Genomic DNA, 15,380 nt, shown 5'->3' with positions numbered 1-15,380 from the left:
TTCGACGAAATGAAGATATTCGACCAGATGGCCCGGATGCGGGACTGGAGCGAGGATGAGCGCATCATACTCGATCAGGTGCGCCGGGTCGCCGACGAGGTCATCGCGCCAAAGGCGTCGGATTACGACCGAACAGGTGACTTCCCCTGGGACAGCGTTAACGCTTTAAACGAGTTGGGATTGAATGCGTTGTTCGTGCCCGAGGCCTACGGTGGGGCGCTCAGCCGGTATGCGCTTTACATCGAATGCGTGAAGATCATTTCAGAAGCCTGCGCGTCGACCGGCATCATATACGCGACGAACTTCCACGGCATGAAGCCGCTGATCGATTTCGGGACGGAGGAGCAGAAACAGCGATTGCTGCCGGTCATCGCGGGAGGCGGTCTCGGTGCCCTGGCGATCACCGAGCCCTCCGCCGGGTCTGACGCGACAGGGATGAAAACGCGTTTCACGCCGGATGGCGACGATATCGTGATCGATGGGGGAAAGATTTTCATCACGAACGGGGACGTGGCGGATCTTATCCTGCTATTCGGCAAATGGAGCGAGATAGACGACGATAAGGCTGCGATTTCCGCCCTCATCCTGCCCAAGGACGCGCCTGGCTTCAGCATCGTGCGCAAGGAAGAGAAGATGGGGCATCGCGCCTCTTCCACAGCCGTACTCGCCTTCGACGGCGCCCGTGTGCCCCGCGCCAATCTTTTGGGTAATCCCGGCGACGGTCTGAAGATCCTGCTCGCCTCGCTGAACAAATCACGCCCTTCTGTAGCCGCACATGCCTTCGGGATCGCGCGGGCGGCCTTCAACGACATGATCGCCTATACGAATGAGCGGGTTCAGTCCCGCAAGAAGATCATTGAATTTCAGGGCAATCAGTTCCTGATCGCCGACTTGGCGAGTGAATTGGCGCTCACGGAAACCTGGCTCGATTATGTGGCCGGTCTGGTCGATGCCGGGTCCACGGATTTCGGCATGGAAGCGTCGATCGCCAAGATGCGGGCTTCGGACCTCGCCATGCGGATGACGACGGAAAATGTCCAGATGCATGGTGGATACGGCTATGTCCCCGAATACCGGGCCGAGCGCCTGATGCGGGATGCCAAGATTACCCAGATCTGGGAAGGCACGAACCAGATTCACCGGCAGTTGATTGGAAGGAGTTTCAGACAGTGACGAACGGCATTAAACGCGTCGGCGTCTGCGGTGCAGGCGGCACGATGGGCGCCGGGATCGCGATCGTTGCGGCTCGTGCGGGGTTCGAGACGGTCTGCTACGATCTGACGCCAGAGCCTTTGGAAAAGGCTTCGCAGCAGAGTGCGGGTTTCTTCGCGAAATCCGTTGAACGCGGCAAGATGACTGCTGAGGATCGTGACGCGGTATTGTCCCGGCTATCGCGGACCACGTCGCTTGGCGACCTGGCCGGTTGCGATCTGGTCATCGAGGCCGTGTTTGAGGATTTGGCAACCAAGCGCGATCTGTTTGGCAAGCTGAACACGATCTGCCCCGAGGAAACGATTTTCGCTTCCAATACCTCGACTCTTTCGATCACCGAGATCGCGTCCGGCTGCGGCCGGGAGGACAGGGTCGTCGGCATGCATTTCTGCCTTCCGGCACAATTGATGAAACTCATCGAAATGTCGCCGGGGCTGAACACCAGTACGGAAACATTCGATGCCGCCTGGGCCTGGACCGAGGCAGCGGGGCAAATACCGGTCCGTACACAGGACAAACCGGGCTTTATCCTCAATGCACTTCTGGTGCCGTTCAACAATGATTGCATCCGCGCGGTCGAAGCTGGCGTCGCCGAACCGGGTGATATCGATCAGGCGATCAAGGTCGGCCTCGGCTATCGCATGGGGCCGTTGGAGCTGATCGATCTGATCGGCTTGGATACCCAGGTAAGGCTTTGCGAAGCCTTTTATCCGATCACAAACGATCCGCGCGCCGCAACCCCGCCTTTGCTGCGGCGGATGGTTGCCGCCGGTCATCTCGGGCGCAAGTCCGGCCGGGGCTTTTTCGATTACCAGGGTGCCGGGATGTACGGTGCGTAAGGGGCAGTCATGACGATCAACTATGAAATCCATCAGAACGGCCAAAGCCGGTCCTTCCCGGATGGCGATGCTTTCCTCGGGAATGCCGCTGAGAGTGGTGAAGTCGCGATTTATCTTGGTTTGCCGTATCGGGAAGACGCATCGAAGACCGCTATCCTGATCGAACTGGGGACCGAATGTCTCGGCGTTCATACCGGCGAAAACGCGGGCCTTGAAGGATCCAACGTGTTGGGCTTCGCCCGGTACCGAAACGGCGATGATGCCCCGTCGCAATTGATCGAGCTTGTCCGTCAACCGGCCACACCACAATCAGCCATTGATGCGGCGAAGATGGTGTTTGAGGAAGCCGGGTTTTCGGTCAGCCTCTGCGCAGATCAGGCCGGCCGGATCATCGATCGCCTGACCCGCCCTAAATACAATGACGCACTGCGTTTCCTGGATGAGGGGTTGGCCACCGCGGCGGATATGGACCTGACCTGCAAGATGGGGCTCGGTTATCCGGATGGCCCGATCGAGCGTTTGCAGCGTGGCGGTCTCGCCCATCATTACGACGTGAGCAAGGCTCTGTTCGACATCCATGGCGCACCGGCATTCGCGCCAGGCCGGCGGGCCACTGTCGCGAAGATGCGGGAGGGGAAATAATCGTGCGCGGAGCGCTTGCCGGAATAAAGGTCCTGGACTTTTCAACTTTGCTGCCGGGTCCGATGGCCACTCTGTTCCTCGCCGATGCAGGCGCGGAGGTCATCAAGATTGAACGCCCCGGGCGGGGCGACGAAATGCGCAGCTACGACCCCAAATGGAACGGCGATGGCGTGAATTTCGCGATGCTGAACCGGGGCAAGAAGAGCGTTGCTGTCGATCTAAAGGATCCCGCCGAGGTCGCGCGCTTGGAGCCGCTTTTCCGGGAAGCGGATATCGTCATGGAACAGTTTCGGCCGGGTGTGATGGATCGCCTCGGCATCGGATATGAAGCGCTGCACAAACTGAATCCCAAGATCGTCTATTGCGCGATAACCGGATATGGACAGACCGGGCCGAAACATCGCGTTGCAGGTCATGATCTGAACTATATCGGGGATGCGGGATTGCTGGCCCTCAGCATGGGTACGCAGGAACATCCGACTGTTCCCCCCGCATTGATCGCCGATATCGCCGGCGGTGCGTATCCCGCGGTCGTAAACATCCTACTTGCCTTGCGGGAACGCGACCGAACGGGGAAGGGCGCCTTTTTGGATATTTCAATGAGCGACTGTCTCTTCCCCTTCCTGTATTGGGCCATGGGACAAGGCATGGTGACCGGCAAATACCCGGGCAACGGCAATGATCTGGTGACCGGCGGCGGCGCGCGTTATCAGCTTTATCCAACATCCGACGGGGCCATGGTTGCGGCTGCACCGATCGAACAGAAATTCTGGGAAGCCTTTTGTGAGGCGATCGGTCTGGCCACGGATCTACGCGACGATGCGCGCGACCCAGCGCAGACAAAAGGCGCGGTCGCTGGAATCATTGCGGGAAAGACCGCCGATCATTGGCGGGATGTGTTCGCAGCGGCTGATTGCTGCTGTTCCATTGTAAGGACTGTGGACGAAGCAATGCAGGATCCGCATTTCAAGGCGCGAGGCCTGTTCGATCGCCGTGTCTCCGGCGAGGACGGAACCACTCTGACGGCCCTGCCGACACCGATCGCCTCTGTCCTGCGAGGCGATGCGGAGGAGCGGCCCTATCCGGCGCTTGGATCCCATAATGAAGAGGTGCTGTCATGAAGGCGGTATTTGTCGAGGCCTATGGACCGTATCGAAATGCGGTGTTGAAGACCGCCCAGGACACGGCCCCGGAAGAGGGTGAGGTCCTGGTACGCCTGATGGCGGCCGATGTGAACTTTCCGGACATCCTCGTTATGGAAGGTAAGTACCAGGTAAAGCCGCCCTTGCCGTTCTCTCCCGGCAAGGCAGGGGCAGGCATCGTCGAAGCTGTGGGTGACGGGGTGACAGGAATCGGCCCCGGCGACCGTGTTGCCGTGCAGGTGGAATATGGCGCCTATGCTGAAAAGGTGCTGGTTCCCGCTCAGACCTGCTATCGGATGCCGGACGACATGCCGTTCGACATCGCCGCAGCCCTGGGGCTGGTGTATCAGACGGCCTATTTTTCCCTGATGGAGCGCGCGGCGTTCAAACCGACGGATACGGTTCTCGTCCTGGGAGCATCCGGTGGTGTCGGGATGGCAAGTGTCCAACTGGCGAAGGCGCTGGGATCACCGTGTGTCATCGCCGGCGCGCGTGGTGCCGCCAACGCGGCCTTTGCGCGCGAAGCAGGTGCGGATCATGTCGTCGATCTCGGCATGGACAACCTGAAGGACGGCTTGCGTGACGCGGTCAAGGAGATCACCGGCGGGCATGGCGCCGATATCGTTATCGACCCCGTGGGGGGAGAGGCCAATGCAGCTGCCTTGCGAGCCATGGCGTGGTGCGGGCGCATGGTGATCGTCGGTTTCGCATCCGGCGACATTCCGGCGATCCGCGCGAACTACCTGCTGGTCAAGAATATTGGCGTCAACGGTATCCAGTGGTCCGATTATCGGGAACGGGACCCGGCCGCGGTCGCCGCCGCGCAGGAAGAGATCTTCCAACTGTGGTCGGCTGGCAAGCTTGACCCGATCATAACCCACCGAGTCGCCTTGGATGACTTCATGACCGCCCTGGACGTCGCCGCGGGCGGCAAGGTTCAAGGCAAGGTTGTCCTGACCTTGGCGGGAGACTAGGCGCTAGCCTTTACTCCGCGGCGTCGACCGATCTCAATTCAGGCGTGGTCGGGACGAGGGGCAATCCCTCTGCACCGTCATGCGTTATGCGCGCCTGTTCCAATGCCTGCCCGATCCGACCGATTTCCTCCGCCGACAGTTTCGCAAGCGGCGGCCTGACCACGGCCCGGTCCTGTCGTCCCAGTAGAACAGCCGCTTCCTTCATGCGGTTGTGCATATCCAGGAAGGGCGGTGCGTAGAACGCCTGCGTCACGGGCTGCATTCGGTCGTTCAGCATCCGTGCGGTCTTCAGGTCACCCGCCTGTATGGCTTGGAACATTGCGACCTGAAGGTCGGGGATGATGCTGCCGGCACCGGAAAGAAGTCCGTTTGCCCCCATGCAGAGCGATGCCATCAGCCACGCGCTGTTGGTCGTCAGAACGTTGATGGGCCGCGAAAGCGACTGCAGCGTCCGAATATTCTTCTCATGCTCCGCAGGTTCCGCCGTCCAATCCTTGATCGCCTTGATCTGCGGGATGGCTTCGGCAAGCGCGACGATCGTGTCGAGGGGGTAGGCGAGGTTCGTCCACCGTGCGTAATTGAAACAGATCATCGGCAGATCCGTTGCCTCCGCAATCCGGCTGAAATGCGCAAGGGCCATTTCCGGACGGCGCTCCCCACCCATCATCAGAACCGATGAGGGGAAAACCAGCAAGGCCGACGCGCCCGCTTCGGTCGACATTCTGGCTATCTCGGCCGCTTCCAGGCTGCCATCGGCATAGACGCCTGCGATTACCGGGATGCGGTCGCCGATATCGTCCAGAGTGTGGTCGAGAACGGCGCGCTGCTCATCGAAAGTACAGGCATGCACTTCCGACGCATGGCCGTTGACCGTGATGGCCGATAGGCCCGGGGTCGCGGCGACGTGCAAGAGGTGGCGGCGCGTTTCAACCCAATCGATTTCAAGATCGTCATCGAAAGCGAGAAGCGTCGCAGGAATGACGCCTTGCGGTACGAAATCCTTGAAACGGGCCATGGCAACCTCCCTTTGCTCGGTCGATTATTGCACTGTTACGGCACCACGCTCGATCGTAAAGGTCCGTTCGATCAGTTCACGCACATGCTGTTCGTTCGAATCTGCGATCAGGACGGCCATGCCTTCTTTCTTCAACTCGAAGATGATCTGCGCCAGACGTTGCGCCAGGGCGGGGGCGACCCCTTCGAACGGCTCGTCCAGCAGCAGTATCTTATTGCCGCACAGCAGGGCGCGGGCCAACGCGACCAGCTTTTGCTGACCGCCCGACAACTGGTTCGCGCGGCGGTCCCGGAAACCGGCAACTTCCGGGATAAGGGAGTAAACCCATTCCAGTCTACTATCCGCTTCAGGCATCTTTGTAGACCATGCGGGAAGCAGAACATTCTCCTGAACGGTGAACTCGGGCACCAGTTTCCTATCCTCGGGCATGTAGCCGAAGCCCATGCCGGCCCTGCCATGGGTCGGGGTCTGCGTGAGATTGACAGCCTCGAATTCGACCTGTCCGTCGACCTTGTCGATCAGGCCCATGACGGCACGCATGAAGGTGGTTTTCCCGGCGCCGTTCCGACCGATAAGGCCCGCCATCATGCCGCCCGGCAAATCGAGCGACACATCGTCCAGAACCTTCTGCGAGCCGAAATAGACATTCAGATTTTTTACCGTAAGCATTTTTGGCTCTTTCCCCTCAGCCCGCCGCCGCGACATGTACCGTTTCGCCGATGACAAATTGGCGGACCTGTTCGTCAGCCAGCGCTTCTTCGGGCTTGGCGTCCGCGATGATGCGGCCGTCATAGAATGCCAGAACGCGCGTCGCGTAGCGGCTGATGATCTCCATATCGTGCTCGACGAAAAGGATCGTCACATCCTGTTGCTTCAGGGCAGTGACCACGATGTCCATGATGCTGAACTTCTCCGCCGCGGTTACCCCGCTTGTGGGTTCATCCAACATCAGCATCTTCGGCTTGTGCACGCTGGCCATGGCGATATCGAGCAGTTTGCGAACGCCCTGCGAAAGGGTTTGTGTTACCTGATCCCGGTATTCCAGGATTTCATAATTCGCCAGAATCTCCTCGCAGCGCCGTTTCCGGTCTTCCGTATCCAGCGGCTGCCAGAACGGCATTGTCCCTTCCTCGGCAATGCCCATGGCGATCATCAGGTTCTCGAACGTGGTACCGGTCGAGAACAGTTGAGGGATCTGGAACGACCGGCAAATGCCGATTTCCGTCGCATGCTTTGGATCGAAACCGGTGATGTCGCGATCGTAGAAGAACAGTTTTCCGCTGGTCGGCGCGAGATAGCCGGTGACCATGTTCACAAAGGTGGTCTTGCCGGCCCCGTTGGCGCCGATGACGCCGATCACTTCGCCCTCATCGATAGAGACGTTGATATTATCGGCGGCGGTGACGGCGCCGAAGGATTTGTACAGGCTTTCAGCGCGTAGAATTGCCGTCATCTTGGCCCTCCTTTGAGCGTTCGATCAGGCTCCACAGACCACCCGGCAGGAACATGATCACCGCCAGCAGGCAACCGCCGACGACGAACTGCCAGGCTTGCGGCGCATATTCGATGGCGAATGTGCGAAGAATTTCAAAGACGACAGAACCGATCAGCGGGGCAATGACGTTGCCGACGCCGGACAGGATTGTCACGAACACGAACTCACCGGACTGGATCCACCACACCATTTCCGGATCCACATGGCCGATGGCGATGGCGGCCAAGGCGCCGCCTGCGCCGGCCAGTATCCCGGCGATGACGAATTTGAAATGCACGGCGCGTTTCGCGGAGTAACCAAGATACTCGACCCGCAATTCATTGTCTTTGATGGCCCGGGTCAAACGACCCATGGTGCTGTCGAGATAACGGTTCACGAAAAGACAGGCGATCCATGCGATGAAGGCCGTTGTCGCATACAAGATGCGCTGCATCTCAACGGGTTCTTCCGGGACGTAGCCGAGATAACTGGTCTGCACCACGTTGAAACCGTCCGTCGAACCCAGGCTCTCGCTTTTGACCAGCACCCCGAAGAAAATCATCGAGAAGGCTAGGCAGAGCATCGCGAAGAAGATTTCGCGATAGCGCCGCAGAAGGAAACCCAACCCGAAAGCCAGAATGCCGGCCGCGGCGGCGCTGATGAACACAAGCAGAAACGCGTCGGTTATCGGAACATATTGCGGCAGAATGCCGACCATATAGGCACCGGCCCCGTAGAACAGTCCTTGTCCGAACGAGACAAGGCCGGTGCGCCACAGCAGCACGAGGCCGAGTACGACAAGCCCTTTCGCGACACTGATGATGCCGAGGAAAATTGCCCAGTCGGGCATGAACAGACCGATGGCCAGAAGGGCCGGCAGGCCGAGCAACAGCAGCTTGCTTTGGAAAGCGGGTGACATGCTGCCTCCTAAATCTTGCGGGCCTTCTGGCGCATGAACAGGCCTTCGGGCCTGAAGATCAGCACCAGGGTCATAACCGCGTAAATGACGAAAAGTTCAACTTCGGGGAACAGGTGGACGGCGGCCGCCCGGGCGATGCCGACGACGAGCGCACCGATGATCGCACCCCATATGCTGCCCATGCCGCCGATGACGACGATTGCAAAGGCCAAGACGATAACCTCAACGCCGATCCCCGGAGCGACCGAGATTTTCGGTGCCATGACCGCGCCACCCAGGCAGCCGAGCGTGGCGCCGATGATGAAGGTCACGGTGAAATACCGCTTCACATTGATTCCGAATGCCGCCGCCATTTCCGTGTCGTGGATAACGGCGAGCAGGAGGCGGCCCTTGGACGTGCGGTTCAGCAATATCCAGGTCCCGGCGGCAAGCGTGACGGCGAGGCCAATCAGCGCCAGATCGTAATTCGAATAGAAGAGCGTGCCGAACTGGATGTCGCCTAGCAGCGAATAGGGCTCGAAGGCGAAATAGGGATCGCCGCCCCATATCCAGATGATTACGTCCTCCAGCATCAGGAAGCTGGCGAAGGTCACCAGCACGATGATCACTTCATCCCGGCCATACATCCGTTTGAGAAGGCCGACTTCCAGGACCAGCCCAAAGATGATGCCGAGGCCGATGGCAATCGCGAACATAAGCGCAAAGCTTCCCATATCGGGATAGCCGCCGGCGAACCACCAGCCGATGGCGGTCGCGGAAGCATAGGCGCCGAACGCGTAGAAAGAGCCATGCGCGACGTTGAGTATCTTCATCACGCCGAAGATCAGCGTCAGACCCAGAGCGACGAGGAACAAATATGAAGCCTCGATCAACCCGTCGATCAGGATTGCAGTTGCGGTTAGCATAAACGGTTCCCTTAAAACCTGTCGTAGGGCCGGTACGTTTGCTTTTTTCGGTTATCCGGCAACTTGATCCGTCCTTCACCGTCAGACGCCGGTAACTTTGGCGTTTTGGGAGTACCGTCGAAAGCGGTCCGGTCGGATGCGAAACAAAGGTAACAGGCGAAAACGCGCCGCTACAGTAGACTGTAGCGGCGCGTGTATCGTTAACGGGCAATCAGCACTTGGCGCCCTGCATGCCCCCTTCGATCCATTCGACGCTGTTCACGTCGGCCGGCGGGTTCACGCATTCTGCGGGATAGGTGATGACGTCGACGATTTTTTGTTCGCCGGCTTCGCTGTCCCACTTGGTGATGCCATAGGCGGTCGGCGTGATGGCCTGATGGCCTTTGCCGAGCTTCATGTTGATCGTCGTGCCGAAGGCCTCGAAGGTCTTGTGGCGCAGACCGTCCGCGACGGCATCCGCCGAGGGCTTCGCGCCGCCGCTGGAGGCGGCCGCGTTGTCATAGGCGATCTTCAGCGCAATGAAGGCCTGAGCCATATGATAGGACGGGAAGGTCGGCGGCGTGCCGAACCGATCCGAGAAACTCGTCCAAAGCCATTTGCTCAGTTCCGTTTCCTCCGCCAGGACGCCATACGGACCGCGCGCGCCGATGACGACGCCGTCCGGCAGCTTACGGCCCAGACGATGCATCACGGATTCACCGGTGGTCAGCAGCATCGTCGTGCGCTTGTGCAGGCTGCGAGCGCTGGACTGCAGGATGAAGCTTTCCAGGTCGCCACCCCAGAAGGAGGTGTGCAGGACTTGCGGCGGGGAGACCGAAAGGCGGGAGATTTCCGCGCCGTACTGGCCTTGGAAGATTTTCGGCCAAAGCGGTTCTTCGGCCTTCGCGTCCGGCATCAGGTTACCCATGGCCAGGTCGAAATCGCGCCAGCTGTCCTGGCCCCAGGCATAGTTCTGGTTGATGCCCTGGAAGGTCTTCGTATCGCCGAATTTACTAGCGATGTAACGGGCCGCCCCGACGCTGTCCATGGTTGCGTGGGAACTGGTCCGGAAGACGTACTGATAGTCGCTGTCTTCGAAGATACGCGGGGTTCCGCAATCGAACAGGATCGTGAAGGTCTTCAGTTCTTCTGCGACCGGCGCGACCGCAAGGCAACTGCCGGACGAGATGTATCCGATCACCGCGTCGACGCCCTGGCGCTGAACCATGTTGCGGTATTCGGTAACCTGCTTGGTGGTGCCGCCGGCTTCGTCGATATAGACGGCTTCGATTTCCATGCCGCCCGCGCCTTTGGTGTTATAGGGGGCGGGAACGTTGCCGGCATTGATGGCTTCAACGATCAATTCGGCCGCGTTCCGTGCCGGAATGCCGAACGGACCGGCAGCGGCGCCGGTGTAGAAAGCGACGACGCCGACTTTCAATTTTTCCTGAGCCTGCGCCGCGCCTGCAAATGCGGTCATGGCACCGGCAACAAGGCAAGCCGCTACGCTGGTGCCGCGCAGCAGTTTTTTGACAGTCATGATTTATCCTCCCTGAACGGTCTGTCGTTCATTAGTTCAAGCATTGTTAACTGCTCTCAACCAGCATGCACGGTTTGTGCTTTTGGGGTCAAATGGCCGCTGGGCGGCACCGAAGGTTGTTCCGGTATTTCATTGAACCGACGTAATTTTCTTACTTTTCAACCCATGACTTCTAGAATCATTTTAATTCAATGTTTTGCCTGAGCTCTTGGCACTAGGAACCGGCAAGAAAGTCAATTTTACCTGGGTATCGGGTATTAAGATTCACTGTATTCACTTCAAATGGGCCAACGTAGTTTTTCCGTGGAAACGGAAAAAATGAACGATGATTCAGAAAGTTTTCAGCCCGTGTTCGAAACCACCTCCCAGATCCGTGTCGCCGTCGATATCGGCGGTACATTCACCGACCTACAGTTCCTGGATGAAAACTCCGGTGCGGCTTGCGCGCATAAGGTGCCAACGACGCCTGCCGACCCTTCCGAAGGGTTGGTTCAGGGGATCCGCGAAGCATCGGGACTGTTCGGTTTCGACCTGGATCGGGTCGGCTCGATCATGCACGGGACGACGATCGCAACAAACGCGGTCTTGCAGCGTAAATTGCCGGCGGGCGCCTTGATCACGACCCGCGGCTTTCGGGATGTCCTGGAAATCGGTCGTCATCTCCGCCGCGACATCTATGCCAGCAAAGCCGAGGATCGTTTTCTGTTGATTCCGCGGTCGCGCCGTTTCGAAGTGACCGAACGAACTATGGCGGATGGATCGACTCAAACGCCATTGGCCGAGGCCGAGTTGCGGAAGGTCGCGGAGGAACTGCGCCGCTTGAAGGTGGAAACGGTGGCGGTGGTCTTTCTTCATGCCTATGCCAATCCGCGCTCCGAATTGCGCGCAGCGGAAGTGTTGGCCGACCTTCTTCCCGGCATATCGATCAGTTGTTCGCATGAAGTCAGTCCCGAGATTCGCGAATTCGAGCGCAGTTCAACCACGGCACTGAACGCTTTGCTGATGCCGGTGGTGCGCGGTTATTTGGATCGACTAAGTAGCCGTTTGGCCGAAAACGGCATCACGGCGCCGGTATTTCTGGTTCAATCCAACGGCGGCGTCACGACACCCGGCATTGCCGCGCGGCAGCCGGCGAGACTGCTGCTGTCGGGGCCGGCAGGCGGTGCGCGGGCGGCCGAGGTGGTGTCCGACATGCTGGATGAACCCAATCTGATCGCGGTCGATATGGGGGGCACCTCCTATGACGTGTCGATCGTTGCCGGCGGCCGCATACGGCAGGTGACGCAAGGTGACGTGGACGGCCTGCCTGTTCGATTGCCGATGATCGAGATTCGCACCATCGGAGCGGGCGGCGGGTCCATCGCCTCTGCCGACGAAACCGGCAGGTTGATGGTCGGCCCGGAAAGCGCGGGCGCGGTGCCGGGGCCGGTCTGCTATTCTCGCGGCGGATCAAGACCGACCGTGACGGATGCCAATGCCGTGCTCGGCCGGTTCGATCCCGACAATTTCCTCGGCGGCGCGATGACGTTGGATGTCGACACGGCGGCGGCCGAACTGGAGCGCCACGTGGCATTGCCCTTGGGGCTGGAACGCGCGGATGCGGCAAGCGGGATCGTCACGATTGCGGTTTCCAAGATGGCTGCTGCAATTCGCCTGAGTCTTTTCGAGAAAGGTCTCGACCCTGAAGACTTTGCACTTGTGTCCTTCGGCGGCGCGAGCGGTTTGCATGCCTGTGAAACGGCGGAGGAGATCGGTTCGCGTCGCGTTGTATTCCCCCGCGATCCGGGCACGCTGAGTGCGTGGGGCATGTTGTTCGGTGATATCGTTCAGGATCTGGCCCGCGCGCGGCCCATGCCGGCGGATGACACGGCCTTGGAGGCGCTGGAGCAAGTCCTGAGTGAATTGGTCGACGCCGGGCACGCGGTGCTTGAGGAGAACGGGGTCGCGGCAGACCGCCGGGCATTTCCTGTATCTCTCGATATGCGTTATCCGGGGCAGGCCTACGAAATCGGGGTGCCGCTGAATGTCACTCTTGGTGAGGATCTAGGGTGCCTCGGTCGTGACGGACAATCGGTCCTCTCCGCTGCGGTTGAGGATTTCCACGCCAGCCATATGGCGCAGTTCAATCATGCCGACCGCGACGTGACGCCCGATATAGTAACAATCCGCGTTGCGGCGACCGGTCGGCTTCCTCGACCCGTGTTGCGTCCGTTCGAGGGTGAGCAGCAGCGCGCGCCGGGAACGCGCCGCGCCGTCGTCGATGGCAGAACACAGGATGTCGCGGTCTACTGGCGCGACGCGATCGGCAAGGATGCGGTGGTGACCGGGCCGGCAATCATCGAAGAGACGCATTCGACCCATTTCATTCCAACCAGTTGGACGACGCGGCTGCATCCATCCGGTGCGTTGATCGCCGTTCGTGACGAAGTGAGGAACTGAAAGATGACGCCCCGCGACGATATCGATACGACTGGCAGTGATCTGGATGCCGTCCATATTGAGGTGATCCGTAACGCGCTTGCCGCCGTTGCCGAAGAAATGAGTGTCACCATCTGGCGAACCAGCCGAAGTGCGGTCGTCCGAGAGATCCTCGATTACTCCACATGCGTTTTCGATGCGTACGGCCACAGTGTCGCGCAGGCAAAATGCATGCCGGTGCATCTCAATTCCATGCCGTCCTGCCTGGATGAGATATTGAAGAATTACATACCGCTCGATCAATGGGAGGAAGGCGACCTTGTCGTCACCAATGATCCTTATGCGGGCGGTCAGCATCTGCCGGACATTCTGACCTTCAAGCCGGTATTCCTTGACGGCGTTCGGATCGGCATCGTCGGCATCCTGGTTCATCATCTCGACGTGGGCGGGGGCGCCGCTGGGTCCTACGATCCCGGTGCGACGGATATCTATCAGGAAGGATTTCGCATCCCGCCGCTGAAGCTGGACGAGAAGGGAAAGCGGAATCAGGCGGTCATTAAACTGCTGTTGAGGAACTCGCGGGAGCCGGCAAATGTCGGTGGAGATTTTTCGTCCCAGCTTGCCGCCTTGGACACCGGGGTGAAGGGGCTCCAGCGAATTGGCCGCCGCTATGGCGTCGAGCGCTTGCAAACGGCGGCCGAACGGATCCAGGACCAGTCGGAAGCGGCGCTTCGGGCGATGATCGCGTCCTTGCCGGACGGTGAATATCGGTTTCATGATTTTGTCGACGACGACGGTATCGAGTTGGACCGGCCGTTGCGCATCGAGGTGACGGCCAAGGTCCGGGGGGACAGCATCCATCTCGATTTCGCAGGGTCCGATCCCCAGGCCCGCGGACCTATCAACTGCACGCTCAACATGACGCGTTCGGCGGCGATGTGCGGCGTGATGATGGGGCTCGGCAACGACGTGCCGGCGAATGAAGGATGTTACCGGCCGATCACGATCGACGCGTCCGCAGGAACCATCGTGAACGCGAACTGGCCGGCCCCCGTCGCCAACCGGATGGCGACAGGGCACCGGGTCGTCACGACTGTTTTGGGGGCACTCGCCAAAGCCGCCCCAGACCGGATTCCGGCCGCCTATTATGGTGTCAGTTACGCCTACGCGGTGAATTGCGAGAAAGAAGACGGGGCGCGAAGTGTTTACTTCGACCTGGAATGCGGCGGTTGGGGCGCACATCCGGAAGAGGATGGCGCAAGTGCGTTCTCCTGCGGCTTCCACAACATTTCCAATGCGCCGGTCGAGATGCTCGAAAGTACCCTGCCGGTGACCTTTACCGAATACGGCCTGGCCGAGGGGACGGGCGGCCAAGGGAGGACGCGGGGCGGGCTCGGTCTTGTGCGGGAGTTCCGGCTCGACGCCGCGAAAGGCACATTGGCGGCCAATTTCGAACGTTTCAAGCATGCGCCTTACGGCCTTGCGGGAGGGGAGCCCGGCCGACCGGGGCGTTTTACGCTGATCCGCGAGTCCGGCAAAACGGTGGACCTGGCCTCGAAAGTCGCCGGTCTTGCCCTGAACAAGGGCGATCGGCTGCGGCTGCAGACGTCAGGCGGTGGCGGCCACGGCGATCCCGCCGAACGTGATCCGGCGCGCTGCGCGCATGACCGCCAAGAAGGTTATATGCCGTAATCGGAAATAGTTGCCGTCATCTCTGGGAGCCGCCGCAAGGCGGGTTCGGCTATAGAGCGGACAACTCAAAGAAAAGGATAGGGAGAGATATGTTCCAGGAATACATAACGCAGGAACGGCTGCTCGATCGCGAGAAGATCAAGCTTTTGAAGGCGCAATACTGTCGGTTCCTCGATACCAAGCAATGGCCGGAACTTCGGTCATTGTTTCGCGACGACGCGTCTTTCGAAGGTTTCGGTTCCGCCCCGACCGGATCCACGGTCGACCAGTTCATTGCCGGGATCAGTACACGGCTCACGGACGCCCTGACCGTTCACCATTGCCATATGCCGGAGATCACCTTCGACGGCCCGTCCCGGGCCCGCGCCATATGGGCGATGGTCGACGTTGTCGAATTGCTGAACGGGAATAGTCCGATCGAGGCCCCGGGGCATCGCGGGTTTACCGGGTATGGGCATTACGAAGACGAGTATTCCCTGGTGGACGGGGAATGGAAATTCGCCTTCAAACGCTTGTCGCGAATTCGGGTCGACCCGATCCCGAACGAACAATCGCCCGCACTCACGGATCGATTGAAAGCGCATAAAAATTGGATCGGCTTCAGCGAGTAGCGTTCAGAGAGAAAACGG

At 59.7% G+C, this 15,380-nt stretch carries 14 protein-coding genes; 8 read left to right on the top strand and 6 right to left on the bottom strand.

The window, feature by feature from the left end; all coding sequences use genetic code 11:
* Positions 1-9 precede the first annotated feature (9 nt).
* The 5 genes from ACQK2G_RS13115 to ACQK2G_RS13095 are packed head-to-tail and all read left to right on the top strand — an operon-like array spanning position 10 to position 4,809.
* Positions 10-1,173, top strand: coding sequence for an acyl-CoA dehydrogenase family protein (locus ACQK2G_RS13115; protein ID WP_425405485.1), 1,164 nt, complete (start codon positions 10-12; stop codon positions 1,171-1,173).
* Complete coding sequence (locus ACQK2G_RS13110) at positions 1,170-2,051, top strand: 3-hydroxyacyl-CoA dehydrogenase family protein (RefSeq protein WP_425405484.1); 882 nt, start codon at positions 1,170-1,172, stop codon at positions 2,049-2,051. Before ACQK2G_RS13115 ends, ACQK2G_RS13110 begins: the two co-directional genes overlap by 4 nt.
* Positions 2,052-2,060: 9 nt before the next feature.
* Complete coding sequence (locus tag ACQK2G_RS13105) at positions 2,061-2,693, top strand: 3-hydroxyacyl-CoA dehydrogenase family protein (protein ID WP_425405483.1); 633 nt, start codon at positions 2,061-2,063, stop codon at positions 2,691-2,693.
* Between the two features lie 2 nt (positions 2,694-2,695).
* A complete protein-coding gene (locus tag ACQK2G_RS13100) occupies positions 2,696-3,814 on the top strand; it encodes a CaiB/BaiF CoA transferase family protein (protein ID WP_425405482.1) in 1,119 nt (372 codons plus the stop codon).
* Complete coding sequence (locus ACQK2G_RS13095) at positions 3,811-4,809, top strand: NADPH:quinone oxidoreductase family protein (RefSeq protein ID WP_425405481.1); 999 nt, start codon at positions 3,811-3,813, stop codon at positions 4,807-4,809. Before ACQK2G_RS13100 ends, ACQK2G_RS13095 begins: the two co-directional genes overlap by 4 nt.
* A gap of 10 nt (positions 4,810-4,819) precedes the next feature.
* On the opposite strand, the gene ACQK2G_RS13090 is transcribed toward ACQK2G_RS13095, so the two are convergent.
* The 6 genes from ACQK2G_RS13090 to ACQK2G_RS13065 all read right to left on the bottom strand — a co-directional run bounded on the left by ACQK2G_RS13090 (position 4,820) and on the right by ACQK2G_RS13065 (position 10,641).
* Entirely contained in the window at positions 4,820-5,824 is a 1,005-nt protein-coding gene (locus ACQK2G_RS13090; RefSeq protein WP_425405480.1) for a dihydrodipicolinate synthase family protein, read from the bottom strand.
* A 24-nt stretch (positions 5,825-5,848) separates the two neighbouring features.
* Positions 5,849-6,493, bottom strand: coding sequence for an ABC transporter ATP-binding protein (locus ACQK2G_RS13085; RefSeq protein ID WP_425405479.1), 645 nt, complete (start codon positions 6,491-6,493; stop codon positions 5,849-5,851).
* Between the two features lie 16 nt (positions 6,494-6,509).
* On the bottom strand, positions 6,510-7,277 hold the full coding sequence (locus tag ACQK2G_RS13080) for an ABC transporter ATP-binding protein (protein WP_425405478.1): 768 nt from the start codon (positions 7,275-7,277) through the stop codon (positions 6,510-6,512).
* Entirely contained in the window at positions 7,255-8,217 is a 963-nt protein-coding gene (locus ACQK2G_RS13075; RefSeq protein ID WP_425405477.1) for a branched-chain amino acid ABC transporter permease, read from the bottom strand. Before ACQK2G_RS13075 ends, ACQK2G_RS13080 begins: the two co-directional genes overlap by 23 nt.
* An 8-nt stretch (positions 8,218-8,225) precedes the next feature.
* Positions 8,226-9,122, bottom strand: coding sequence for a branched-chain amino acid ABC transporter permease (locus ACQK2G_RS13070; protein WP_425405476.1), 897 nt, complete (start codon positions 9,120-9,122; stop codon positions 8,226-8,228).
* Positions 9,123-9,333: 211 nt separating this feature from the next.
* Positions 9,334-10,641, bottom strand: coding sequence for an ABC transporter substrate-binding protein (locus tag ACQK2G_RS13065; protein ID WP_425405475.1), 1,308 nt, complete (start codon positions 10,639-10,641; stop codon positions 9,334-9,336).
* Between the two features lie 318 nt (positions 10,642-10,959).
* Between ACQK2G_RS13065 and ACQK2G_RS13060 the strand changes: the two genes are divergently transcribed.
* The 3 genes from ACQK2G_RS13060 (at position 10,960) to ACQK2G_RS13050 (ending at position 15,362) form a co-directional block, all read left to right on the top strand.
* The gene (locus ACQK2G_RS13060) at positions 10,960-13,080 is read left to right on the top strand and encodes a hydantoinase/oxoprolinase family protein (protein WP_425405474.1); all 2,121 of its coding nucleotides are present in this window, start codon (positions 10,960-10,962) and stop codon (positions 13,078-13,080) included.
* 3 nt (positions 13,081-13,083) lie between these two features.
* A complete protein-coding gene (locus ACQK2G_RS13055) occupies positions 13,084-14,751 on the top strand; it encodes a hydantoinase B/oxoprolinase family protein (protein WP_425405473.1) in 1,668 nt (555 codons plus the stop codon).
* A gap of 89 nt (positions 14,752-14,840) precedes the next feature.
* A complete protein-coding gene (locus ACQK2G_RS13050) occupies positions 14,841-15,362 on the top strand; it encodes a nuclear transport factor 2 family protein (RefSeq protein ID WP_425405472.1) in 522 nt (173 codons plus the stop codon).
* Positions 15,363-15,380: the final 18 nt, after the last annotated feature.

The sequence above is a fragment of the Hwanghaeella sp. genome (assembly GCF_965227365.1).
Classification (GTDB): domain Bacteria; phylum Pseudomonadota; class Alphaproteobacteria; order UBA8366; family Aestuariispiraceae; genus Hwanghaeella.
This window is presented reverse-complemented; position numbering and strand designations above follow the sequence as displayed.